The following is a 23002-nucleotide window of genomic DNA, read 5'->3' on the forward strand; positions in this document are numbered from 1 at the left end:
AACCGAGATTCGAGCACAGGTGGTGACGGCTCCCCAATCCTGTTGTGGTTCAGCGCATGCGGTTGCGGGGGCCGAGCTGGTCGCGGAATTGGCCCGGGGTGAGCCCGGTTTCCTCGCGGAACGCCCGATAGAAGTGGCGGTCCGTCGCGAAACCGGACGCGGCGGCGACGGCGGCCAGGGATCGGGAGGGGTCGGCGCGGATGAGGCGGCGGGCATGGGCGATCCGGGTGCGGCGGACGATCCCGCCCGGCTCACCGAAGCCCTCGCAGACCCGGTACAGCGTGCGCCGCGAGATCAGGCAGGCATGCGCGATCTCGTCGACCGTGAGGTCCGAGTTCGTGAAGTTCTTGCGGATGTAGGCCAGCACCTGCTGCCGCGTGTAGAGCGAATCCGATGGGCCGGGCGAACTTTCGCCGTTCGCCAGCAGCAACGCCGACGCCATCATGCCGGCGGCGTCACTGCCGAAGACGGTGACCGCACGCGCGATGTCGTCGGGCGGTAGCTCGGCCAGATTGCGGAAGAAGCCGGCGACCACGCCCAGCGCCCCCGTGGCGGGAACGGCGGTGGCGGTGGGTAGCTGGTCGCGGGTGAGGCCGGAATGCTCGAGCACCAGTTGCAGCGGGGCGCGTACCAGCGTCGACAGGCAATTGTCGGTGGTGCGGCTCTCCAGCGGCACACCGCTGTCGAAGAACGAGATGGTGCCGGGCTTGCATTCGGCCGTCTGGCCGCGCTGCTCGGTCCAATTCGTTCCTTCGAGCACGATATTCACCAGTAAGAACTCACCGGTCGACTGCGCCACCATCTTTTTTGTCCGCAATGCCCGTTGCGCGCTGGCCTGCATGCGCGACACCGCGAATCCGTCGAATTGAGTCGTGGCGACTTGTCCGTGCCAGTGCCCTGTGCGCAATGGCTCGATCACCGACGGTGCGACCGCATCCGCCATCAGGGCTTCCCACTGCTCGAACGCCTGACGTGGCGAAAGGGTCGAGGACGACGAGATCTCGACAGCGCCGAAAACGGCTTGCTCCACGTCGGTAATCCTCCCACCACATATCGCGCAGCAACCACGTTTCGAACGAGTTCCGTCCGTGGTCGGTGACCAAGGTCCCGCCATGGCCTCACCGTAGCGGTGAACCACTCATGAGCAGGGCGGTCAATGTATACAGACGCTCGATTCTAAGCGGCGATCCAAGATCTTTGTAGTGCCACAATGGGGTTCGCGTCGAATCGGCCGTCGCGGCGTCATAGCAATCGGCAAGAAAAATGTGAGACCGGCGCAATGCACGGGCCACCGAACGCTCGGCCGACGGGTTCGCACAGGCGCACAGCGCGTGCACCGCGCACGCGGTCTCCTCCGCGGTGGGATGCCACACGCCCCAGGATCCGCCCGGCCGCTGGGTCGCGAGCAACCAGGCAATCGCCCGGGCCACCGCCAGCAAGGCATCGGCGGAGAACTCCGATTCGATCGCGCGAACCAGCGCCATGGCCGCGGCGGCGGTCGGCGGATACGGCGAGGCCTCCGTCCGGTCGTCCCAATGACCGTCCAGTTCTTGCGTTTCGACGAGCCGGCGCACCGCGGCGACCCGTCTGCCACGGTACGAATCGCGCCCCGCCCATCGCGCGACCGTGTCGGACACCTTCGCGAGTCGTTCCAGCAGAACCGGAATCGTGCACTCGATCGCCTCGAGACTGGGCAGTCGTTCTGGAAGAAAGACTTCCGGATCCGCGAAGAGGAACTCGCTCCCCCGGCTGCCTTCGCCGTTCTGGGTGCGCGCCAACGCATTCAGCCCCAGCCGCGCCGGCGTCGCGGACAGCACTCGGGGTGTTTGCCACAGCCGTCCGACCACGCCGGCCGTAGCGTAGGGCGACCCACTGATCATGCCGTCGGGGTCCTCGTCGACGACCCTGATCAACTGCCACAACGACATCAGCGCGTGCTTGCGGACCGCGGCGGTGGATTCCTCGTACACAATGACTCGCAGGGGTTTGCGGACTGGACGGGAACCCCTTCACCGTACCTCCGGCAGCTGTTGCGCGGCCGTCCGCGGTCCCGGCGAAATTGGTTGCCGCTCTGCGGATCTTGCGAATCCGCGAATATCGCCCGAAATGTCGGTTACGCTGATCGCCGGAGGGATCCCGCCTCCACCCGAGTGAACCCAGGTGTTACCGATGAACGAACACGACTTGCGGCACCTGGAGATCCCGCTTCCGTTCCTGCCGCAGCGGCATTCGATGAGCGACCGAGCGCAGGAAAGAGTTCAGATCTGGGCACAGCGTTTCGGATTGCTCCAGGACGAGGCGGCGGCCCGCAAGTTCGAATCGCTCGGCTACGCGCGATTCTCGGCATATTGGTGCCCCACCTCGTCTTTCGCCGACATGCTCCTGGTCGCCGAATGGATCACCGTATTCTTCGTCTTCGACGATCTGCAGGATCTGGCCATCACCACAGGTCGGCTCGACGACTACGACCGCCTCCGGCACGCCGCACTGCAGGTGGTGCACGAGCGCGGGGTCGCGGGTCCGGTACCACCCGTCATCGCAGCTCTGTCCAATCTCTGCACCCGCACCTTCCCGCGCAATTCCGAGGCCTGGGCGCGCCGATTCGCATTGAACCTGGAATTGTGGCTGGTCGGTCACGCGCGCGAGAATGCATTTCGTCGGGCCGGCAAGTCGCCGAGTCCGGAGGAATATCCGCGACTACGCCGGGACGCATGCACGGTATTGCCGACGGTGGATTTGGCGGAGGTGATCGAGCACACCGAAATTCCCGACGCCCTGTATTACGGTCCCGCGTATCAGGAGATAATCGCCACCACCGCCGATATCATGTGCCTGATCAATGATCTGCATTCGCTGGCAATCGAAACCGATTCCGAGGACACCATCAATCTGGTGACGACTCTGCAGCATCATCTGGGAATGGAACTGCCGCAGGCGGTCACGGAAGTCCGCCGTTCGATAGACGCCCGAATCGCCGACAATCAGGCCGCGGCCCAGGCAATTACGGCAGAAATGGATGCGCTGCAGCTGCCGCCGAGAATCCGAAATGGCGTCCGCCGCTGCATTCGCGACTGCCAGTCCGCCATAGCCGGAATGGAACTGTGGGATCGCACCGACACGGTGCGATTCACGCCGGATACGGATCTGCGTGATGCCCGGAACATCGACTACGGCAACGGTTTCCTCGATCGGGTGTGATCGCCGGAGTCCGCGCTAGGGGGATTCGCGGAGGGTGTAGCCGACGCCGCGCACGGTGTGGATGAGCGGCGGATGGCCGGTGTCGATCTTGCGGCGCAGCTGGCTGACGAAGGTCTCCACCACCCGGTCGGCGCGGCCCTCCTCGGCCTGCCACACGCGATCGAGGATCTGGCGCTTGCTCACCACCTTGCCCGCATTGAGCATCAGGTAGTGCAGCAGCTTGAATTCCGTGGCGGACAGCCAGATCTGTTCACCGGCGCGGAACACCAGGTGGGTGCCGGCGTCGAGTTCCAGGTCGGCGAAGCGCAGCCGGCCGGGTCCGTCCTCGTCGCCGGGCCGGGTCCGGCGCAGGATCGCGTGCAACCGCAGGACCACCTCTTCGAGGCTGAAGGGCTTGCTCACGTAGTCGTCGCCGCCGGCGCTGAGTCCGGCGATGCGGTCCTCGACGGCGTCGCGGGCGGTCAGGAAGAGCACCGGCACCTCGCTGCCCGCCGCGCGCAGCCGCCGGGCGACGCTGAATCCGTCCAGGTCCGGCAGCATGACATCGAGGACCATGACATCGGGTCGCCGCCGGGTCGCCGCCTCCAACGCGCCGCGGCCGGTGTCGGCCGAGTACACCTCGAACCCGCTCAGCCGCAGCGCGGAGCAGAGCAGGTCCAGAATGTAGGGCTCATCGTCGACGACCAGCACGGTCGCCGCCCCCGCCGGGGCGCGATCGCTCACGCTCGACACCCTATGCGCACCCGCGTCCCACACCGATTCATACCGGTCATCCTGGTTGCCGCCACCACCGCTCCAGCTCGGCGTCAGCTGGGCGTTTCCTGTGAACCCCGGCCGGTGGCGCCGGGCGTGTCCGATATCGGGAACACGATCCGGAACGTCGTGCCGGCGCCCGCGCCCGTGAGCAGCTGGATCCGAGCGCCGTGCGCGGTCAGCACGGCCGCGACGATCGCCAGGCCGAGGCCGGAACCACCGGCGCGCGAACGAGATTCGTCCACCCGGTAGAAGCGGTCGAACACGTGCTCGGCCTTCCCCAGCGGGATGCCGGGCCCGGTGTCCGACACCTCGGCGATCACGGCCGCAGCGCCCGCGGGCAGTTCCGCCCCGGCCGCCGCGACCACCCCGGTGCCGCGCGGCTCGACACCGGCCGTCCCGGTCCGGGGCCACTCCGCCCGGCCGCCCGCGGTCTCGGCGGGCACCGCGCCCCACCCGATCCGAACATCGAGCTCCGCTGCGGCGGGGGTGTGCACGAGCGCGTTGCCGACCAGGTTGGTCAGCACCTGACGGAGCCGGTGCTCGTCGCCGACGACGTGCACGGGTTCGTCCGGAAGACGCAGCCGCACAATGCGTTCCGGCTGCCGGACCCGTGCGTCCCGCACCACCTCGTCGGCGACGGTGGACAGGTTCACGTCGGTCAGATCCAGCGGGCGCTGTTCGTCGAGCCGTGCGAGCAGCAGCAGATCGTCGACGAGCACGCCCATGCGCGCGGCCTCGTCCTCGATGCGCCGCATCATGGTGGCGACCTGGGCCGGGTCCGCGCCGCCGCCCATCCGGTACAGCTCGGCGTAGCCGCGGATCGAGGTCAGCGGAGTGCGCAGTTCGTGCGAAGCGTCGGCGACGAAGAGCCGCATGCGCGACTCGGATTCCTCGAGCCGCCGCATGGTGGTGGACAGCCGCTCGAGCATCACATTGAACGCGGTCCCCAGGCGCCCGACCTCGGTATGGGTATCCGCGTGCTCGACTCGGCGATCCAGATCACCGGCCGCGATGGCCTCGGCCGTGTGCTCGATGCGCGACAGCGGCCGCAATCCGACACGCACCAGCCAGGCCGCCACGCCGCCCAGCACCAGGATGAGTCCCGCACCCGCGATCAATTCGATGGTCCGCAGCTCACGGGCGGTCGCGTAATAGCCATCCAGCGGCATGACGACCGCCGCCGTTCCGCCGTCCGGCTGGTCTTCGTTGGGCGGTTGCGCGACTGTGCGCACCCGCCACGGTGTCCCGTGCGAGTCGTCGACCTCGAAGATCTTGCTCCCGCGCGCCTCGACCGCGGACCTGTCCATCGCGGGCAGGGCCAGATCGTTCGCGCCGACCCCGATCTGCCCGACCTGCTGTCCCGCACTGTCGAAGAACTGGATCTGGAACGTCGACGGCAATCCCTGCACCGTCGAGGTGGACCGCGGCGGCGGAGGCGGATGGCTCTGGGCGGCCATATCCACCGCCACCGAATTCAACTGCCCATCGATTCGCGCCAGTTCCGACCGTCCCAGCGCCGCCACACTCAGCACTCCGAACGCCGTCAGCCCGACCACCGCGATGGCCACGACCGCCACCAGCAGCCGCGTCCGCAGGGTCCACCGCCGCAGACCCCGAACCCGCCGCGCAGCACCCGTTGCGGCCGCCTCCCCGGCTGGTAGCTCGCTCACGCCACCCACCTAAACACAGGCACGGCCCGCTCCCGCGCATCCGACAAGTGGCAAGCGGCAACTCGCCGCAGCACCGAACGCGCAGCGCAGACCGGGCGCCTGATCCCTCACGCGCGTCCTCCCCCTGCTGATGCGCGGCCCGCACCAGTCCGTCGACCCCGAATGCTCCGGCTCCCCGACACTCCGATCTCCTTCCGCCCCGCCGCGTTCGCGCGGGCCGGGCCGACGGTATCCGGCCAACCTCTGGCCAACTCGAGAACCACCGCTCAGACCGCAGTCGGGACTTGGTGCATGCCTCGACACCGGGCGGATCGCAGTCGGCGAACATCTCGTGGATCGCGCCGCACGCCGCAGCACTGTCTGTCAGGCAGCCGCGATGCAGCAGGCCGCACGGACTGCGGTGGCCGCGCGCAGCCGCGGTGTCTGCTCGGCAGACTTCTGCTGCCTGTCGGCGATCAGGCCGCCACCCTGGATCGTGAAGTTCGGATCACCCGGTGGAAGACGGTGTCCGCGTAGTGGCGCGCCTTGACGTAGGCCCCCCTAACCGGCCCGAGCGCGTGCGGTGCCCGACCACCAAGGCCGCCCGGCACGGGCGCGACGCCGTGGTTGAATTCGGCCGCGCCCGTGCGCCGGGTTCGGGGCACAGCGGAGGCGCAGGGTGCTCACGCGGCATTGCCAGCTGGTTCCCAGGTTCGCGCCACATTCCCCCGAGGGCGGTCGATCAGGATCGGGTTCGAGAACCGCGCCGGAGCAACGGCATGGCGGTGAATGAAGGGACGTGGAGATGACATCGACGACGCAGCGGCCGGGGGTGGCCGGGGCGCACCGGCTGACCGAGCGCAGCGGATCGGATCGTGAGAACTGGTTCGGGCGAGCGCTTTTCGGGCCTCCGGAGCAACCGCGGTGGGCGCGGCCAGGTCTGCTCGGTCTGCTGGCCGTGACCGCGGTGCTGTATCTGTGGGACCTCACGAATTCAGGATGGGCCAACGAGTACTACTCGGCGGCCGCGCAGGCGGGGTCGCAGAGTTGGAAGGCGTTGCTGTTCGGGTCGTTCGACGCGGGCAATGCCATCACTGTCGACAAGCCGCCCGCCGCGCTGTGGGTGCTGGGGTTGTCCGGCAGGCTGTTCGGGTTCGGGCAGTGGGCGGTGCTGGTGCCACAGGCACTGATGGGTGTCGCCTCGACCGGGCTGCTGGTCGCGACCGTGCGCCGGCTCAGTGGACCGGGCGCGGGACTGGTGGCCGGGGCGATCGCCGCGCTGACCCCGGTGGCAGTGCTCATCTTCCGATTCAACAATCCGGACGCGCTGTTGGTCCTGCTGCTGGTCGCGGCCGCTTACTGCACGGTCCGCGCGATCACGGCCGCCGGCGACCGTCTGCTCTCCGCGCCGACGCTCTGGCTGGTGTCGGCCGGTGTCGCAGTCGGTTTCGGGTTCCTCACCAAGATGATGCAGGCGTTCCTCATCCTGCCCGGTCTCGCACTGGCGTATCTGATCGCGGCCAACGCGCCACTGCGGCAGCGGATCTGGAGCCTGATCCTGGCCGGCTTCGCCGTGGTGGTCTCGGCGGGCTGGTACATCGCGCTGGTGGAGCTGTGGCCGGCGGATTCGCGGCCGTACATCGGCGGTTCCACCACCAACAGCCTCTGGCAGCTGGCGGTCGACTACAACGGCCTGGGCCGGATCTTCGGTGGCCACGGCAACCCGGGCTCCGGCGGGGGCGGGGGCGGCTTCGACCTGCCGGAGGGCATGCACGGCGCCCCCAGCTTCAGCGGCGCCAATGGCATTACCCGCCTGTTCAATTCGGCGATGGGCGCGGAGATCTCCTGGCTGCTGCCCGCCGCGCTGATCGGGCTCGTCGCCGGGCTCTGGCTCACCCGCCGCGCCCCGCGCACGGACCGCACCCGGGCGGCCTTCATCCTGTGGGGCGGCTGGCTGCTGGTCACCGGCCTGACCTTCTCGTACATGAGCGGCATCGTGCACCCCTATTACACGGTCGCCCTGGCCCCGGCCATCGGCGCGCTGGTCGCCCTGTCGGTGCGTGAATTGTGGTCCCGGGCAGGGCATCCCGCCGCACGGCTGACGCTCGCGGCCATGGCCGCCGGCACCGGCGCCTGGTCCTTCGTGCTGCTGCACCGCACTCCCGACTGGCTGCCGTGGCTGCGCTGGACGATCCTCGCCGGCTCGATCCTGGTCGCGCTGGCCCTGGTCGCGGGCACCCGCGGCGCCCGCCGCTACACCCTCGCACTGGCCGCCGCGGGCCTGCTGTTCGGGCTGGGCGGCACCGGAGCCTGGGCGATCGCGACCGCGGGTCAGGGCCACAGCGGCGGCAGTCCGAACTCGGGGCCCACCAGTCAGCCCTTCGGAGCGATGCCCGCCGGCGGTCCCGGCTCGGGCGGGGACGCCTCCGGCGGGTTACCGGCCGATGGCTCCGGCCAACGGGCCGAAGGGTTTCCGAGTGGTGGCCCGGGCGACGCGCCGGGCGGGCAGGGACCGGGTTCCGATACCGGGAACAATGCCGAGCTGGTCAGCCTGCTGGCGCACACCGGCGGACGCTGGTCGGCCGCGTCCGTCGGCTCGATGTCGGCGGCAACGCTCGCCCTGAAGTCCGGAACCTCGGTCATGGCCATCGGTGGCTTCTCCGGCGGCGACAACTCGCCCACGCTCCAGCAGTTCCAGCAGTATGTGTCGGCCGGTCAGGTCCGGTACTTCCTGGAGGGCTTCGCCATGGGCGGTTCGAATTCCACCGCCGCCCAGATCACCGAGTGGGTGAAGTCCCACTTCGCCACCGTCACCGTGGGCGGAACCACCGTCTACGACCTGTCCCAGCCGGTGAGTGCGTGACCCACGAACAGCTGCGCCGGCCCCGCCCGGGGCCGGCGATCGAGCTCTATTTCGCCTCGGCCGCCAACAATCTCGTCGCCGCGGCCCACACCCTCGAGGAGATCCGGCTCGACGTACCCGACCCGCACGGCGTGCGGGTCCGGCTCTCCGCCTTCGCGCGGGTCAGCCACCAGCTGACCGAACAGCTGGTGTGCGTGCTGGTCGCCGAACGCTTCGAGACGCCCGATCGCACCGAGCTCTACCGCGTGGCCAGCGCCCTCGACTACGCGGTGGACCGCCTGGAATCGGTGGGTCACATGATCGAGATCCACGGCCTCACCGGTTTTCCCGACGAGGTCCTCGATCTCATCCGCCGCACCGCCGACGCCGCCTGGGCGACCTCCCAGGCCCTGGCGCTCGTACGGTCACCGCGGACCATGCCGGCGTATTGGCTGGAGCTGAACCGGATCTCCGGCGACACGGACCGGATGCTGCGCGCGCTGTACACCCGCTGCTTCGGGATGGACTGCCCTGCCGAGGCGGCGGCCCTGCGCGACGTGAGTATCGAAATCGCTGACGTCGTCAGGCTTTTGGCCATTTCCGCCCGCACCATGCAGGGCGTGATCGACCGCTGGACCCAGCCGCAGAGGGTGCAATCGAACTGATCGAACCGGCGGTCAGATCAGCGCCCTGTGCCGGTGTATGCGCCGGCGCACGTCGGCCATCATGGTGCGGGTGCCCATGGTGCGCAGGAACTTCGGGATGAAGCGGTTGACGAAGCCGACGAACAGGAACAGGTGCTCGAAGCGGCGTTGGTCGGCGGCCGTCCACTCGACACCGAGCTGCTCGCGGAAGTACGGCGGCAGGTAGCCGACGGTCAGGAAGCGCAGCAGTCCGCCGAAGACGACCCGGAGATACCAGTGGATCATGCGGAGGTGCAGTAGATCCTCGATGAAACGGCGGATCTTGTCGTCGGCGGCCACCTGACGGCACGCCTCGACCCAGTATTCGTCGAACTCGGCGCGGGTCCCGGGCCACATCTCCTCGGTCACCTGCAGCGTGGTGCCCAGCGGCGCGGCCGTGGAGTAGAACGCCTCCGCCTGTTCGGGACTCATCCGGCCGTTGAGCAGCTGGTAGGAGTCCTCGAACCCGATGTAGAGGCAGGCCGCGACCCACATCTGCAGGTCGCGGTCGAAGGCGTTGTACTTCACCGCGGCACCGGGTTCCGACTTCACCTGGCGGTGCGCCACATTGACCGCTTCCCGGAAGGCGATCTTCTCCTCGGGCGTGCCCAGGATGGCCACCGCCAGATAGGAGGCCGTGGTGCGCAACCGCTTCCAGGGATGCACCATGAGCGCGCCGGATTCCACCCTGCTGTCGGCCACCCCGTGGCCGACGCCGGGTCGCGCCATCTGCATGGCGACATTCGCGGCGGCCCCCGAGAACTGCCAGAAGTCCATCGCGTCTTCGAGCTTCGGCGGCCGTTTGGCGTCCGGGCGGTGCACGCCAGGGATGTGGATGCGCGTCTGCTCCAGGGTCAGGGCCGCCGCGCCCCCGGCCGCCGGTGCGGACGCCACCGAGATCCGCCGGACCAGGGGTCTGCCCCGGCCCCCTGCGGGATCCGGATTCGACTGTGCCTCATCATCATTCCAGCCGGACGGCTGCGCTACCCCGGTCGTCATATGGGTTCCCTCTCTCCGTGGCGGTCACGGCGTACCCGACCCCTGCCTGCATCGGACACTCCTCGCCGAACCTGCGCCGAGCACCCCGGCACGGCTGCTATGTTACTGATCATTCTCGCTCTCAGACAGTCGTTTGAAGCAGGAATGGCAAATAACTTAGATACTCGGTTCCGGCAGTAACAAGCCGACACCCGCGTTACTACAGAGCATATCGACCGAAAAAGATCATCGGAACCACTTCCACATACGAGAATCATTAGTAACATACGCTGCTGCGGGCGGCACTCGCGAAGCGGCCCGGGGGCGCACCGGCATCGGGGACAGCGCGGCACCGGCAATGAGGCACGCACCGCGCCCGAGGCCGGCAGGGAAGTGAAAGGACATACGCGACATGCTGAAACGATTGGATCGGCTACTCGGCTACGAGATGAAGGTGTCGGAATTCCTGGGGACCCTCATCATTCTCGGCATCCCCTACGGGCTGGTCGGGGTGATCTGGACCCTCACTCACACCTCGCATCTGAAGCAGCTGCACGGCATCGACGTGATCATCTCGTTCCTGGGATCCATCGTGTGCTGGCCCGTGCTCACCTTCTCGAATGTGTGCATGACGTAGATGATGACCCTGGTCTGGCTCATCGACATCCTGGTAATCGGCATCAAGATCCTCGGTGGGCGTATGGAAGTCAATCCCGTGCTGCGCTTCGGGCTGTGGGCAGCCGTGCTGTGCACCGTGGCCGCAGGCCTCTCGGTGGCCGGGTACCTGCTGGTCCTGCTGCAGCACTATCTCGAGGACATGGCCTGATGACGACACTCGAAAAGCCCTCCGCCGCAGCGAATGCCGAACCCACCGAGCTTGAGCGGATCGGCGAGAGCGTGCGCGGGCTGTGGCGGCGGCATCCGCAGCGTTCGCTGGAAACCCTTGGGCGACAAGTCGATCTGGGCCGCGACGCGCTGCGGCAGCTGGTGGTGTCGATCCTGCGCCGGCGGTTCCCGTATCAGGAGTTCGTCAAACAGTGCGCGTTCATGACGAGCGTGTCGGCCGCGCCGACGGTGCTGGTGGCCATTCCGATCTCGGTGGTGGTGTCGATTCAGCTGGGCGCGCTGGTCAACCAGGTCGGCGCGACCACGTTCATCGGTGCGGTGGCCGGGCTCGGCATCATCCGCCAGGGTGCGCCGCTGGTCACCTCGCTGATGATCGCGGGCGCGGTCGGGTCGGCCATCACCGCCGATCTGGGCTCGCGGACCATTCGCGAGGAAATCGACGCCATGATGGTCATGGGCGTGGACCCGGTCCGGCGGCTGGTCGCGCCGCGCATCGCGGCCGCGGTGCTGGTGAGCATGCTGCTGTGCGGGTTCATCGTCTTCGTCGGCTTCGCCACCGCCTACATGTTCAACGTCTACGCCCAGTCGGGGACGCCGGGTTCGTTCATCGGCTCGTTCGCGTCCTTCGCGGTGGCCAATGATCTGGTCATCGCGGTGCTGAAGGCGGCCGTCTTCGGCCTGCTGACCGCGGTGATCGCCTGCGATATCGGCCTGCACGCGCACGGCGGCCCCGGCGGGGTGGCCAATGCGGTGAACTCGGCGGTGGTGAGCTCGGCGCTCATGCTGTTCGCCACCAATATCGTGCTCACCCAGCTCTACAACACGCTGCTGCCGTCGAAGGTGGTGTGAGGTGGGCACGACCTACACTCCCCCGGCGCTCGAGCCGGTGCGGATGGCCGCGAATGTGATGTCCGTTCCGGTGCGGGCCAATCAGCGCCTCGGCCACCAGGTCATCACCTTCTTCCAGGCCCTGCTCGCGATTCCCTTCGCGCTCAGGCACTATCGCCAGGAGGTGCTGCGCCTGACCGCGGACATCGGCTGGGGCAACGGCTCCCTGGTGGTGGGCGGCGGCACCATCGGCGTGGTGGTGGCGCTGTGCGGCTTCGGCGGCATCACCGTCGGTATGGAGTCGTTCACGGCGCTGAACCTGCTCACCATGTCGCCGCTCACCGGCGCCATTTCCGGTTTCGCCACCACCCGCGAGATCGCGCCGGTCATCGCCACGCTGGCGTTCGCCATTCAGGCCGGGTGCCGGTTCACCGCGCAGCTGGGCGCCATGCGCATCTCCGAGGAGATCGACGCGCTGGAATCCCTTGCCATCCGGCCGCTTCCGTATCTGATCAGCACCCGCATGATCGCCTCCACGCTGACCATCATCCCGCTCTACAGCGTGGGCCTGGCGGTGGCGTACCTGGCGACCAAGCTGTCGGTGCTGTTCCTGGGCGGCACCACCGCCGGCACCTACGACCACTACTTCTTCCAGTTCCTGCTGGGACCGGACGTGTTCTGGTCGCTGCTCAAGGTCATGGTCTTCGTGATGATCTCGACGTTCATCCAGTGCTACCACGGTTTCGTCGCCACCGGCGGGCCGGAGGGCGTCGGGGTGGCGGCCGGGCAGGCCATCAAGATGGTCATCGTCGTCATGGTCTTCGTCAATCTCTTTCTGACCCTTGCGATCTGGGGGATCGACCCCGGCTTCCGCATCTCAGGATAGGTGTTTCGATGATTCTCGATCCCAGCGGGCGGGGCCCCACGGCCCGGCAGCTCACGCTGGCCGGACTCGCCCTGATCGCCACCGTATCGCTGCTGCTGTATCTGCTGGCCATGCGCTACAACGGCCGCTTCGAGGACAAGGTGGCGGTCACCGCCGAGCTCACCAGCACCGGCGACGGGCTGCCCGGCCACGCCGACGTGAAATTCCGGGGCATGGTCGTCGGCCGCGTCGAGGAGGTGTCGGTGGTGGCCAAGGGCGAGCGGCAGCGGGCCGCGCTGGCGCTGAAACCGCAAGTGGCGGGCACCATTCCGGCAACCGTGGCGGCGCGGGTCATTCCCAACAACCTGTTCGGGGTGACCGCCGTCGAACTGGTCGACACCACGCCCACCGGGGACACCCTGCGGGCGGGCGCGACCATTCCCGAGGACACCAGCAGCGCGACCGTGCAGCTGCAGACCACGCTCAATGTGCTGCGCACGGTGCTGACCAACATTCGGCCGGAGAAGCTGGGCCGGGTGCTGTCCACGCTGTCCGCGGCGCTGGATCCGTCGGCGCGCGTGCCCGGTTCCACCGTGGAGCGGCTCGATCACTGGATCACCGAGGTGCGCGGCATCGAGGGCATCGGGGGTCTGCTGGGCGATCTCGGTCGCGCGGCCACCGCCCTGAGCGAGTCGGCCCCGGATCTGGTGGGGACACTGGCGAAGTCGGTGACCACCGCGCGCACCCTCACCGAGCAGCGCGCGGCGCTGATGGACCTGCTCACCAGCGGCGGCACCGCCGTGGACACGGTGAACGGGCTCTTCGCCCGCAATCCCGACTCCGGCAAATTCCTGGTGTCGGGCCTCGACCAGCTGTTCGGCAGCCTGGCCCAGGACCCGCAGGCGATTCCGACCGCCATCGCCAATCTCAATACGGCGCTGCAGCGTCTGCAGGGCACCTTCACCTTCGGACCGAAGAAGCAGATGGTCTGGCGGATGGACGTGACCTTCACGCCGTTCCAGCAGTACACCGCGGCGGACTGCCCGCACTACGGTGACCTCGCCGGGCCCCGCTGCGGCGGTGCGACCGTGCCGGAAACCGCTCCCGCACAGGAGTTTCCGCAGCAGCTCAGGCCCAAGCGACTCGAGGCCGCGGGGCCCGCACCCGTCGAGACCACCCAGCCGGCGGCACCCGGCCTGCCCGCGATCCCGGGCCTGCCCTCGATTCCCGGTCTACCGGCGATCCCGGGGCTCACCGCACCGGCCGCGGCCACCGAGACGAATCCGGCTGCGGCCCAGCCCGCCGGGCTGCGCGGCACCGACGCCATCGCCGCCCTCGTCGGCGGCAGGCCCAATGCCGCACAGGTCCTGCTGCTCACCCCCATTCTGGCCGGTGGATCGCTGGTCCCCGCCGAGCCCGGAGGTGCCTCGTGAAGTCCGGAAAAGCCCTGGCGGGCTTCAGCCTTTTCGCCGTGGTGGCGATCGTGCTGACCTACACCATGTGGTCCACGCTGCAGCGCTCCGTGCCCGGCCGCACACACGACTACTCCGCCGTGTTCTCCGACGTCCTCGGGCTGCGGATCGGCGACGACATCCGCATGGCGGGGGTGCGCGTCGGCCGGGTCGACACCATCGAGTTCACCGACGGCTACCGGGCCAGGGTCGACTTCCGGATCGAGGACGACCAGCATCCGACCACCACGACCAAGGCGCTGGTGCGATATCAGAACCTCATCGGGCAGCGCTATGTCGCGCTGATGCCCGGCAAGGACGCCGGTGAGCCGATGGCGCCGGGCGGACAGATCCCGATCGAGCGCACCGAACCCTCCTTCGACGTCTCCTCACTGCTGTCCGGTTTCGAGCCGCTGTTCAGCGTGCTGCAACCGGATCAGGTGAATTCGCTCTCGGAGACCCTGATTCAGGCCCTGCAGGGCAATGGCGTCTCGCTGAGCGCGCTGGTGACCCAGTCCGCACAGCTGGCCGGCACGTTCGGCCAGCGCGACGAGATTCTAGGACAGGTGGTCGGCAATCTCAGCAGCGTCATCTCCGGGCTGGCCCACCGCAGCAATGAGCTGGAAACGCTGATCACCCAGGCGCGGGCACTCACCGAGGCGCTGTACACGCAGGGCTCCACGCTGAAGTCGTCGGTGGAACGCGTTGCGACGGCAACGAATTCGCTGGTGAACGTGCTCGCCCAGGTGAAGCCCGGCGCGGCCGCGGCCCAGACCGACGCCTCCGCCGGTGTCGCCCTGCTGCTGCTCAACGGCGCCTCACTGGACAAGGCGGCCGTCGAACTGCCCGACATGCTCAATGGCGTGGCGCGTTTCAGCAGTTACGGCGCGTACGGCAATGCCTACCTGTGCAGCCTCGACGTCTCGCTGTGGGGCGTGCTGCTCCCGCCCGGTCTGTTCAATCAGATCGGCGGCCAATCCCATTCGGAGGTGTGCCGATGAGGCGGCCACGCGTTCCGGCGCTGCGCCGGCCCTCGATCCACTATCCCGGCTTCCTGCGCAACCGCTATTTGCGGCTGGGTCTGATCGCCTCGGCGTTCGTGGTGCTACTGCTGGTCGGCTCCACCCTGATCGAGCAGGCGCAGCTGGGCGACAAGACGATTCACGCCGAGTTCGCCCAGGCCGCCGGGTTGCGGCCGGGCGCGACCGTGGACGTGTCGGGCATCGAGGTCGGTCAGGTCAGCGCGGTCAAGCTCGACAACGGCAAGGTGCTGGTGGACATGCGGGTGCACCGCGACATCCAGCTCGGCGACGAGGCGCGCGCGGCCATCAAGATGTCGACGATCCTGGGCCGGTTGCACGTGGATCTGACGCCCGGCGCCGGGCGGGCCCTGCCCGGCGACCGGATCAAGCTCGACCACACCTCGGTGCCCTACAACCTGGGCAAGGTCATCCAGGATCCGCAGTACAAGAACAGCTTCGAGCGCGTCGAGAAGCTGGATCCGCAGAAGCTGCGGCAGGCGCTGGATCTGGTGGATCAGCAGATGGGCAACTCGCCCGAGCTGACCGTGCAGGCACTCGACAGTGTGGGCGCGCTGGCGAAGGTGATCAATGACCGCCGCGATGAGGTGGACACCCTGCTGAAGAGCATGGATACCGTCTCGCAGCTGACCGCTGACAACCAGAACAGCGTGCTGTTGCTGCTCACCCGCGGGGAGGCCATCGGCAGCGCGGTGCAGCAGCGCCAGACGCTGTTGAAGCAGCTGCTGGACAATGTGGCGTCGCTGTCGAAGCTGTTGCAGCAGATGGGGTTGGAGAACAACAACCAGCTCGGCCCGCTCATCACCGACCTGAACACCATGTCGGAGGGCCTGGAGAAGAACAAGGGCAACCTCGACCGGCTGTACCAGATCATGCCGGTGACCTTGCGGCAGTTCAACAATGTGCTCGGCGACGGCCCGTACGGAAATGTGTACGCGCCGTGGCTGTTCCCGGACAACTGGCTGTGCTTCGCGCAGGCCGTGCAGGGGTGCAAGTGATGACACTGCGCAAACGAATGAAGCTGGCCGCGGCCTGCGGCGCGCTCCTGCTCGCCGCGGCGTGCGGCATGCTGCCCGATTCGGTGTCCTCGCTGTCGAAGGAGTATCTCGGCGGGCAGCTGAAGGTCACCGCGGACTTCGAGAACGTGGCGGGCCTGTACGCGGGCAATGATGTTGCGGTGCTCGGGGTTCCGGTCGGAACTGTCGAAACCGTCACGCCCAAGGGCAGTTACGTCCAGGTCACCATGTCGCTGGACCGGGATGTCAAGGTTCCCGCCGATGCCATTGCGGCACTGGTGAATCCGCAGCTGATCACGAATCGTCACGTGGAGCTGGCCCCGGCCTACACCGGCGACGGCCCCACCCTGACCGATGGCGCCTACATTCCGTTGCAGCGCACCAGGGTTCCGGTCGAACTGGACCGCATCCTCGCGACCTTCTCCCAGCTCGGCGATGCGCTCGAGGGCGACAACACCACCGGCCCGATGGCCAGCCGGGTGCTGTTCCCGCTGCTCAACGGCAATGGCGACAAGCTGCGCGAGACCCTCGACCAGCTGTCCTCGGCCTTCGAGGTGACCTTCGCCAACAAGGATCAGATCTCCAACACCATCATCGAACTCAATGACATCACCCAGGTCATCGCCGCCAACGATCAGACGGTGCGGGACTTCAGCGGGCGGCTCACCGAGCTGGTGAACCTGATGGGCGACCAGGCCCCCGGCATCGACGCGGTGTTGCGGCAGCTCGACGATTTCGTCACCAATACCTCGACCCTGGTGGGGCAGAACAGGGACCAGCTGGCCGGGGCGCTCACCCGCTTCGTGGCCATCACCGATCAGATGCGCGCCAATGCCCGCGGTCTGACCGAGATCGTGGACGTCGGGCCGCTGCTGTTCCAGAACATCGCCAATGCCACCAGCAAGGAGGATCAGGCGCTGCGGCTGCACGGCCTGCTGGACAAGTCGCTGCTCGACGGTGAGATCCTGTCGGCCTTCTGCGAGCGCATCCAGATGCGCCTCGATGGCTGCCGCACCGGCAAGGTCCAGGACTTCGGCCCCGACTTCGGCCTCACGGCCGCGCTACTGGGAATCGCGAACCTGAAATGAGACTACGCACAACAGCTCTCGGCGGACTGCTCACCGCCGCCACCCTGCTCGCCACCACCGGGTGCGCGGTCACGGTGGACACGCTCCCCATGCCCAAGCCGGGCCTGGGCGCGCCCGGGTACACGATTCACGCGGCCTTCGCCGATGCGCTGAATCTGCCCGACCACGCGCACGTCAAGATCGGCGGCACCGATATCGGCGTGGTCACCAGGATCAAGAGCACGAACTTCATCGCCGACGTGCAGATGCTCATCCGCGACGACATCCGGCTCCCGAAGGGCACCACGGTCGAGTTGCGGCAGGCGACCCCGCTCGGTGACATGTTCGTGGCCATGACGCTGCCCTCCGCGCCGGAGGCCGGGGATCCGCTGCGCGACGGCGACACCATCGGCACCGATCACACGGCGGCGGGCGCGTCGGTGGAGCAGCTCATGATGTCGATCTCGCTGCTGCTCAACGGCGGCGGCATCAATCAGGCCGCCAAGATCACCGGCGAGATGAACTCCATGTTCGCGGGCCGGGCGCCGGAGCTGTCCCATCTGATCACCGAGATGACCGCCGCCATCGCAGCGCTCAATGCCCGGACCGGGGATATCGACCAGGTGCTGGGCGGGATGAACTCGCTCTCGGGTGAATTGGCCCGGCGCAAGACGCAACTCGGCGCCGCCGCCGACACCTTTCCCGCGCTGATCGCCCTGCTGACCGAGAACAATCAGCAGATCGTGGACCTGCTGTCGAAGGTGGCCACCACCACCGACGCGCTCGGCGACTTCGCCGACACCAGCGGCGGGGATTTCGTGAGCCTGTTCAACAGCATTCAGGCGCTCATGTCCGGATTCGCGCAGAGCGATCAGCTGACCGGGGCGCTCGACGGGCTGCACACCATCTACCCGTCGCTCACGGCCAGCCTGCGCGGACCCGCGCTGGCGGTCGCGGCGACCGTGTCGTATCTGAGCGTCGGCGCGCTCACCGACCCCAGCGGCAGCCGCTGGCCCGAACTCGGCGACGCCGGGCAGTTCATCGGCAGCCTGACGCAGGTGCTGGAGAAGGTGTTCGGCCGGCTCACCAGCCCGCCGCGGCAACCGGACCCACAACCGGACCCGGCGCAGCCCGGCCCGGCACAGCAGGGAGGGGAGGGTCGATGAATCCGCCACTGTGGCACTGGGTGGTGCGGCATCGCATCGTCATCGCGAACATCGGGCTCATCGTCGTGCTGGTGCTCGGGTCGGGCTACATCGGCGGATATGTGCTGCGGTTCAACCCGATTCCGCACACCTACCAGGTGACCGTCGAGCTGGCGTCCTCGGGCGGGCTGCTGCCCGGCAATGACGTCACCTTCCGGGGCAGCCGGATCGGCAAGGTCACCGACGTGCACGTCGCCGGGGACGGTGTGGCCGCGGTCGCCGAGATCGACGACAGCGCACAGCTTCCCATCGGCGGCACCGTCGCGGTCGGGCGACTCTCGGCGGCCGGCGAGCAGTACCTGGACTTCCGGCCCGACTCCGACACCGGGCCCTATCTGCACGACGGCTCGCTGGTCGAGCGGGCGCGCACCAGCGTGCCCGTGCCGATCCAATCGGTGTTCACCAATCTCAGCGATCTGATCGGCGGCATGAACCCGGACCGGCTCGACGTCATCATCGACGAGCTGGACAAGGCGCTGACCGGCGGCCCGGATCGGCTGCGCAACGTGATCTCCGGCATCAGCCGGGCCATGAACGGGCTCGACGACCTGCTCCCCCAGACCCGCCGGCTCATCGAGAACCTCGAGGTCATCGCGGGCACCACCCAGCATGCCCAGCCCGACCTGGGCACACTGACCAAGGCGGGCAGCGTGCTGTTCGACCAGTTCGCCTCCGCCGACCAGGAATTGCGCACACTGCTCCAGCAGGGGCCGGGACAGCTGGCCACCCTCAACGGGTTCATCACCCAGACCCAGGACCCGATCACCAATCTGGTGACCAACTTCGTGGCCGTCACCAAGGCCGCCAAGCTGCACGCGCCGGCCATCGCCGCGCTGTTCCCCGCCCTGCGGGTGGGCACCGAGGCGCTCGGAATCCCCGCGCACGACGGCGCATACAACACCCTGGTCGACCCCTGGCCCCGGCCGAGTTGCGACTACGACACCATCCCGGTGGTGCCGACCGATGTCCAGGCCGATACCCGGGTCCGGCTCTACAACTACTGCGTCACCTCGAATCCGGCACTACAGATCCGCGGCTCGGCCGACGCGCCACGGCCCGACGTGCCCGACAACGGGGTCACCAAACCGCCGGGGGCCACCGGCGACGAAATGTCCCAGCCCGTTCCCCGTTAGGAGACTTCCCATGAGCGAGAACACGATTCAGCACGATACGGCTGCGAGCGCCGAGAACGTCGAGATGAGCACCGACGCCGCGCACACGAGCGCTGCAACCATCGAACCGGATACCGAGACCGTCAGCGGTGCTGCGGACAAGGCCACCGTAGAAGCAGAGCAGGCCGGGCCTGCGGAGACCGAGTCGGCGCAAGAGCCCGCCGACGCTCCGAAAGCCGCTGCGCGCGTGAAGAAGTCGCGGCTGCCGCGATCAATACCCGTACTGGGCAAGCGCGGCCGCATCGTGGCCCGGGCCGCGGTCGTGCTCGCGCTCGCGGGGTCGATCGGCTCGAGCATCGTCTTCCACCAGCAGGACGCGCACCATCGCGAGCTGCTGGCCGCCCAGGAACAGGCCCGGGCCGCGGCCTGCACGTACGCGCCGCTGCTGGCCACCTACGACGCCAAGAACCTCGACGCCTACTTCACCGCCGTCCTGGACGGCGCGACCGGCGACTGGCGCAAGCAATTCGATTCCACCAGCAAGGATCTGCGGGACGTGCTGACCCAGGGCCAGGTGGTGTCCAAGGCCACCGACGTGCAGTGCGCGGTCCGCACTGCCGACCGCGATTCCGCCGAGGCCATCGTGGTGATCGGGCAGACCATCACCAGCCTCGGCACCCAGGGCAAGCCCGCGCCCGGGCAGCTGTCCATGGTCATGCGGCTGCAGCGGTCCGGCGACCGGTGGCTGGTGAACAAGGTGAATTCGCCGCTGGCACAACAGCCGCAGTCGTGAACCGCGCCACCACGCCCGCCTCCGACCCGGGAGCGCGGGCGGTGCGGCGACGCCCCAAGAACCGGCGGGCCCAGATCGCCGCGGTGTCCGCGGCCGAGTTCGCCGCACTCGGGTATCACCGGGTGAGCATGGAGGACATCGCGGCCCGGCTCGGAATCACCTCCACGGCGCTGTATCGGCACTACCCGAGCAAATACGCGCTGTTCGCCAGCGAACTGCTGCGGCTGGGCGCACTGACCGTGGCCGCGGTGCGCCTGCCGCCGGAGGCCGCGGCCTGGCCCGCCCGGCGGCGGCTCGGGCACGCCATCGACGGGATCATTGCGGGCACCATCGCCAACCGGACCACGGTCGGGCTGGCGCGCTGGGAGTTCCGCTACCTCGACGACGCCGACAAACGCACGGTGGACGGGAACTTCGCGACTGCTCTCACCGCGCTCGGCGGTCTGGTGGGTGAGGTGCGGCCCGAACTGTCCGATCACGAGCGGCGGGTCCGGGCGGTGGGCGTCCTCAGCACGGCGAGCGGCCTGGGCGATCACCGCATCACACTCGGCGCGAAAGCCACTGCCGCCCTGTTGAATTCGGCCTGCTGGGCGCTGGTCGAGGCCGATCTGCCCGCGCCCGGACACCCGGCGGCCGCGCCGCGCGCGGTGGAGGTGCCGCCGATACTCGAGCACGAACTGCTGCTGCACCGGGCGATCCGGCTGTTTTACGAACGCGGCTACCCGAATGTCAGTGTCGAGGACATCGCCACCGCGGCGGGCCTGCCCTCGCCCTCAGCGGTGTACCGCTACTACCGCGGCAAGAGCGACCTGCTCGATGCCGCGTTCCGGCGGGCTGCCGACCGTATGTCGGCGGTCATCGGCCCGACCCTGGCCGAATCCTCCGGTCCTGCCGACGCTCTGGCCAAACTCGTCGACATGTACGTGGCCGGAGCGTTCGACGAACGCGAACTGATCTTCGTCTACTTCGCCGAATTCGGCCACGTCCCCGACGACGAACGCGCGACGCTGCGGGTCGTGCAACGCCTCGTCGTCGCCGAATGGGCGACCCTGCTGGCCCGGGTCCGCCCCGAGCTCAGTCGCGCCGAAGGGCAGATCCTCGTGCACGCCGCCCTCGGGCTGGTCGTCGACTACGGCCGCGTCTTCGGCGACGACGAGCGAATCTACCCGCGCCAGTGGGTGATCCGCCTCATGGAGTCCGTCCTCTTCGGCCACGTCGCACCCTGACATGCCGGGCCACCGGGGATCACCTGGCCTGGGAGACGGTTCGATCGTGCCAGGCGGCCTTCGCCCCGCTGTCCCCGATGCGATAGACCTGCACGACGGATCCGACGGACACGGCGAGGGCAGCCACCGCGACCATGGCCGCGATCGCACGGCGACCGGAGACCGCATCGACCCGCGGCACCCGCCGCCGCAGCTGGTCCCGCGCGCGCTCACTGTGCATCGCCCACCACACGGTGGCGAACACGAACGTCGCCGCCGACCAGACGAGCAGATCGTCACCGAGGTGAGTGTGGACGCGCAACAGCGGATCTCGCGGCGTGCGGTGTTCGAGCCATTCACCGGAGTGGGTGGTCAGCGGCACGAACACCAACGTGAGGAAGGCGACCACCGGCAACAGCACGCCGATCCGGCGCCGCGCCGAGGGCCACAGCACCGCGGCCCCGACGAGTAGTGCGGTCACCGGCACCAGCACGACCACAGCGTGAACGAACAGAACGTGGGCCGGCAGCCCATTGATGGTCGTGGGTCCCATGATGATCCGCACTCTCCTGTCGTGACGTCGGCGGTGAGCCTACGAGGCCGTCCTCGAGGTTTAGCGGAACGTCGCTGAGAGGACGCTGTGATCGATCGCCCGACCCGGTGCGGGCCGCCGCTACGAAACCGGGAGAGCCGACGTCGCGACCACCAGCCCGAGATCGCCGTCGTAGCGCCGGTAGAGCAGGCGGCCGCGGCCGTCCTCGGCGTCGGTGAAGAAGAGGAACGGGAGTCCGTAGCCGCACAGGCGGAGGGCGGCGGCCGACTCGGTGAGGATGCGGGTCGGGTGGGGGTTCATGGTCAGTGGGAGATGCTCGAAATCGCGTGGTGGGCAGGCTCGGCGCTGGCGGGCCATCCGGACGCCCAGGGGCCCGGCCCAATACACGATGGCGTCCTCGCCGGTGTCGAGGTCGGTGAAGAGGTGGGCGTCGTAGTCCAGGGCGTCCATGGTCGCGACGGCGGCCGCCGGGTCGCACCGGTGTGGCACGCAGTGCTTGCGGCGGACGATGGGGCGTTCCTCGCCGACGGTGACCAGTGGCGCGCGGTCCGGGTCGGGCGCCCAGCGCGGGGGTGCTTGCGCCAGTTGGCGATTCAGCGAGCGGTCGAGACGTTCGGCGGCGAAGCGGGGGACGAGAGTGCCGGGGCCGTCGATCTGGCAGCGCACCGGTGTCCCGGCGATGCACAGGTTGACCTGCGCGACGGACGTGCCGTCGATGCGGGCGTCGTGGGTGAGCCGCAGGTGTACGCTGCCGGCCAGGCCGTGGCGGCGCAGTACGTCCGTGAGCTCAGCGCGGGCCCGGTCCGCCTCCTGCGCGGAGGCCGTGCCGTCCGCGATCACCTCGACGAACGATTCCGGCATGGTGGCGACCTCGTCCGCGTACACGCTGCACGACCTCCTGGTGGTGATCGACCT

At 68.4% G+C, this 23002-nt stretch carries 22 protein-coding genes; 15 read left to right on the forward strand and 7 right to left on the reverse strand.

Features of this window, described 5'->3' with window-relative positions:
* Positions 1-49: 49 nt before the first annotated feature.
* Together ACWEQQ_RS35920 and ACWEQQ_RS35925 are read right to left on the reverse strand one after the other, a co-directional pair.
* Complete coding sequence (locus ACWEQQ_RS35920; RefSeq protein WP_452343216.1) at positions 50-1030, reverse strand: AraC family transcriptional regulator; 981 nt, start codon at positions 1028-1030, stop codon at positions 50-52.
* Positions 1031-1118: 88 nt separating this feature from the next.
* On the reverse strand, positions 1119-1970 hold the full coding sequence (locus ACWEQQ_RS35925; RefSeq protein WP_452351349.1) for a hypothetical protein: 852 nt from the start codon (positions 1968-1970) through the stop codon (positions 1119-1121).
* 199 nt (positions 1971-2169) lie between these two features.
* Between ACWEQQ_RS35925 and ACWEQQ_RS35930 the strand changes: the two genes are divergently transcribed.
* Positions 2170-3198: a terpene synthase family protein gene (locus ACWEQQ_RS35930; protein WP_452351350.1), complete on the forward strand. Its 1029-nt coding sequence runs from the start codon at positions 2170-2172 to the stop codon at positions 3196-3198.
* 15 nt (positions 3199-3213) lie between these two features.
* Here the strand turns inward: ACWEQQ_RS35930 and ACWEQQ_RS35935 are convergent, their stop codons facing one another.
* Both ACWEQQ_RS35935 and ACWEQQ_RS35940 read right to left on the reverse strand, forming a co-directional pair.
* Positions 3214-3921 carry a response regulator transcription factor gene (locus ACWEQQ_RS35935; protein ID WP_452351351.1) on the reverse strand — a complete coding sequence of 236 codons (708 nt, stop codon included), beginning with the start codon at positions 3919-3921 and terminating at the stop codon, positions 3214-3216.
* An 83-nt stretch (positions 3922-4004) separates the two neighbouring features.
* Positions 4005-5624 carry a sensor histidine kinase gene (locus ACWEQQ_RS35940; RefSeq protein ID WP_452351352.1) on the reverse strand — a complete coding sequence of 540 codons (1620 nt, stop codon included), beginning with the start codon at positions 5622-5624 and terminating at the stop codon, positions 4005-4007.
* A gap of 784 nt (positions 5625-6408) precedes the next feature.
* Here ACWEQQ_RS35940 and ACWEQQ_RS35945 point away from each other — a divergent pair.
* Positions 6409-8466 carry an ArnT family glycosyltransferase gene (locus tag ACWEQQ_RS35945; protein WP_452351353.1) on the forward strand — a complete coding sequence of 686 codons (2058 nt, stop codon included), beginning with the start codon at positions 6409-6411 and terminating at the stop codon, positions 8464-8466.
* Positions 8463-9110, forward strand: coding sequence for a DUF47 domain-containing protein (locus tag ACWEQQ_RS35950; protein ID WP_452351354.1), 648 nt, complete (start codon positions 8463-8465; stop codon positions 9108-9110). Before ACWEQQ_RS35945 ends, ACWEQQ_RS35950 begins: the two co-directional genes overlap by 4 nt.
* Positions 9111-9122: 12 nt before the next feature.
* On the opposite strand, the gene ACWEQQ_RS35955 is transcribed toward ACWEQQ_RS35950, so the two are convergent.
* Complete coding sequence (locus ACWEQQ_RS35955) at positions 9123-10127, reverse strand: oxygenase MpaB family protein (RefSeq protein ID WP_452351355.1); 1005 nt, start codon at positions 10125-10127, stop codon at positions 9123-9125.
* A 391-nt stretch (positions 10128-10518) separates the two neighbouring features.
* Here ACWEQQ_RS35955 and ACWEQQ_RS35960 point away from each other — a divergent pair, with 391 nt between their 5' ends.
* The 12 genes from ACWEQQ_RS35960 to ACWEQQ_RS36015 are packed head-to-tail and all read left to right on the forward strand — an operon-like array spanning position 10519 to position 21555.
* Positions 10519-10743 (forward strand): hypothetical protein, encoded by a 225-nt coding sequence (locus ACWEQQ_RS35960; RefSeq protein ID WP_452343224.1) that lies wholly within the window; start codon positions 10519-10521, stop codon positions 10741-10743.
* Positions 10744-10932 carry a hypothetical protein gene (locus ACWEQQ_RS35965; protein WP_452351356.1) on the forward strand — a complete coding sequence of 63 codons (189 nt, stop codon included), beginning with the start codon at positions 10744-10746 and terminating at the stop codon, positions 10930-10932.
* Positions 10932-11801: an MlaE family ABC transporter permease gene (locus tag ACWEQQ_RS35970; RefSeq protein ID WP_452351357.1), complete on the forward strand. Its 870-nt coding sequence runs from the start codon at positions 10932-10934 to the stop codon at positions 11799-11801. Before ACWEQQ_RS35965 ends, ACWEQQ_RS35970 begins: the two co-directional genes overlap by 1 nt.
* Position 11802: 1 nt before the next feature.
* Complete coding sequence (locus ACWEQQ_RS35975) at positions 11803-12666, forward strand: ABC transporter permease (protein WP_452351358.1); 864 nt, start codon at positions 11803-11805, stop codon at positions 12664-12666.
* A gap of 8 nt (positions 12667-12674) precedes the next feature.
* Entirely contained in the window at positions 12675-14078 is a 1404-nt protein-coding gene (locus tag ACWEQQ_RS35980; protein WP_452351359.1) for an MCE family protein, read from the forward strand.
* Complete coding sequence (locus tag ACWEQQ_RS35985; protein ID WP_452351360.1) at positions 14075-15097, forward strand: MlaD family protein; 1023 nt, start codon at positions 14075-14077, stop codon at positions 15095-15097. Before ACWEQQ_RS35980 ends, ACWEQQ_RS35985 begins: the two co-directional genes overlap by 4 nt.
* Positions 15094-16134, forward strand: a complete 1041-nt coding sequence (locus ACWEQQ_RS35990) for an MlaD family protein (protein ID WP_452351361.1) — start codon at positions 15094-15096, stop codon at positions 16132-16134. The genes ACWEQQ_RS35985 and ACWEQQ_RS35990 overlap by 4 nt, the downstream gene beginning before the upstream one ends.
* Entirely contained in the window at positions 16134-17240 is a 1107-nt protein-coding gene (locus ACWEQQ_RS35995; RefSeq protein WP_452351362.1) for an MCE family protein, read from the forward strand. The genes ACWEQQ_RS35990 and ACWEQQ_RS35995 overlap by 1 nt, the downstream gene beginning before the upstream one ends.
* A complete protein-coding gene (locus ACWEQQ_RS36000; protein WP_452351363.1) occupies positions 17237-18385 on the forward strand; it encodes an MCE family protein in 1149 nt (382 codons plus the stop codon). The genes ACWEQQ_RS35995 and ACWEQQ_RS36000 overlap by 4 nt, the downstream gene beginning before the upstream one ends.
* Complete coding sequence (locus tag ACWEQQ_RS36005; protein WP_452351364.1) at positions 18382-19557, forward strand: MCE family protein; 1176 nt, start codon at positions 18382-18384, stop codon at positions 19555-19557. The genes ACWEQQ_RS36000 and ACWEQQ_RS36005 overlap by 4 nt, the downstream gene beginning before the upstream one ends.
* A 10-nt stretch (positions 19558-19567) precedes the next feature.
* Entirely contained in the window at positions 19568-20329 is a 762-nt protein-coding gene (locus ACWEQQ_RS36010) for a hypothetical protein (RefSeq protein WP_452343234.1), read from the forward strand.
* Complete coding sequence (locus ACWEQQ_RS36015) at positions 20326-21555, forward strand: TetR/AcrR family transcriptional regulator (RefSeq protein WP_452351365.1); 1230 nt, start codon at positions 20326-20328, stop codon at positions 21553-21555. The genes ACWEQQ_RS36010 and ACWEQQ_RS36015 overlap by 4 nt, the downstream gene beginning before the upstream one ends.
* A 19-nt stretch (positions 21556-21574) precedes the next feature.
* On the opposite strand, the gene ACWEQQ_RS36020 is transcribed toward ACWEQQ_RS36015, so the two are convergent.
* Together ACWEQQ_RS36020 and ACWEQQ_RS36025 are read right to left on the reverse strand one after the other, a co-directional pair.
* A complete protein-coding gene (locus tag ACWEQQ_RS36020; RefSeq protein ID WP_452351366.1) occupies positions 21575-22087 on the reverse strand; it encodes a DUF2231 domain-containing protein in 513 nt (170 codons plus the stop codon).
* Between the two features lie 120 nt (positions 22088-22207).
* On the reverse strand, positions 22208-22972 hold the full coding sequence (locus ACWEQQ_RS36025; RefSeq protein ID WP_452351367.1) for a sigma 54 modulation/S30EA ribosomal C-terminal domain-containing protein: 765 nt from the start codon (positions 22970-22972) through the stop codon (positions 22208-22210).
* Positions 22973-23002: the final 30 nt, after the last annotated feature.

Source organism: Nocardia sp. NPDC004123 (assembly GCF_053603795.1).

Excerpts from the sequence above, each read along its gene's own strand:
- ACWEQQ_RS35930 (WP_452351350.1), top strand. The coding sequence starts at position 2,170 with ATGAACGAACACGACTTGCGGCACCTGGAGATCCCGCTTCCGTTCCTG.
- ACWEQQ_RS35945 (WP_452351353.1), top strand. The coding sequence starts at position 6,409 with ATGACATCGACGACGCAGCGGCCGGGGGTGGCCGGGGCGCACCGGCTG.
- ACWEQQ_RS35955 (WP_452351355.1), bottom strand. The coding sequence starts at position 10,127 with ATGACGACCGGGGTAGCGCAGCCGTCCGGCTGGAATGATGATGAGGCA.
- ACWEQQ_RS35960 (WP_452343224.1), top strand. The coding sequence starts at position 10,519 with ATGCTGAAACGATTGGATCGGCTACTCGGCTACGAGATGAAGGTGTCG.
- ACWEQQ_RS35965 (WP_452351356.1), top strand. The coding sequence starts at position 10,744 with ATGATGACCCTGGTCTGGCTCATCGACATCCTGGTAATCGGCATCAAG.
- ACWEQQ_RS35970 (WP_452351357.1), top strand. The coding sequence starts at position 10,932 with ATGACGACACTCGAAAAGCCCTCCGCCGCAGCGAATGCCGAACCCACC.
- ACWEQQ_RS35980 (WP_452351359.1), top strand. The coding sequence starts at position 12,675 with ATGATTCTCGATCCCAGCGGGCGGGGCCCCACGGCCCGGCAGCTCACG.
- ACWEQQ_RS35990 (WP_452351361.1), top strand. The coding sequence starts at position 15,094 with ATGAGGCGGCCACGCGTTCCGGCGCTGCGCCGGCCCTCGATCCACTAT.
- ACWEQQ_RS35995 (WP_452351362.1), top strand. The coding sequence starts at position 16,134 with ATGACACTGCGCAAACGAATGAAGCTGGCCGCGGCCTGCGGCGCGCTC.
- ACWEQQ_RS36000 (WP_452351363.1), top strand. The coding sequence starts at position 17,237 with ATGAGACTACGCACAACAGCTCTCGGCGGACTGCTCACCGCCGCCACC.
- ACWEQQ_RS36005 (WP_452351364.1), top strand. The coding sequence starts at position 18,382 with ATGAATCCGCCACTGTGGCACTGGGTGGTGCGGCATCGCATCGTCATC.
- ACWEQQ_RS36010 (WP_452343234.1), top strand. The coding sequence starts at position 19,568 with ATGAGCGAGAACACGATTCAGCACGATACGGCTGCGAGCGCCGAGAAC.
- ACWEQQ_RS36020 (WP_452351366.1), bottom strand. The coding sequence starts at position 22,087 with ATGGGACCCACGACCATCAATGGGCTGCCGGCCCACGTTCTGTTCGTT.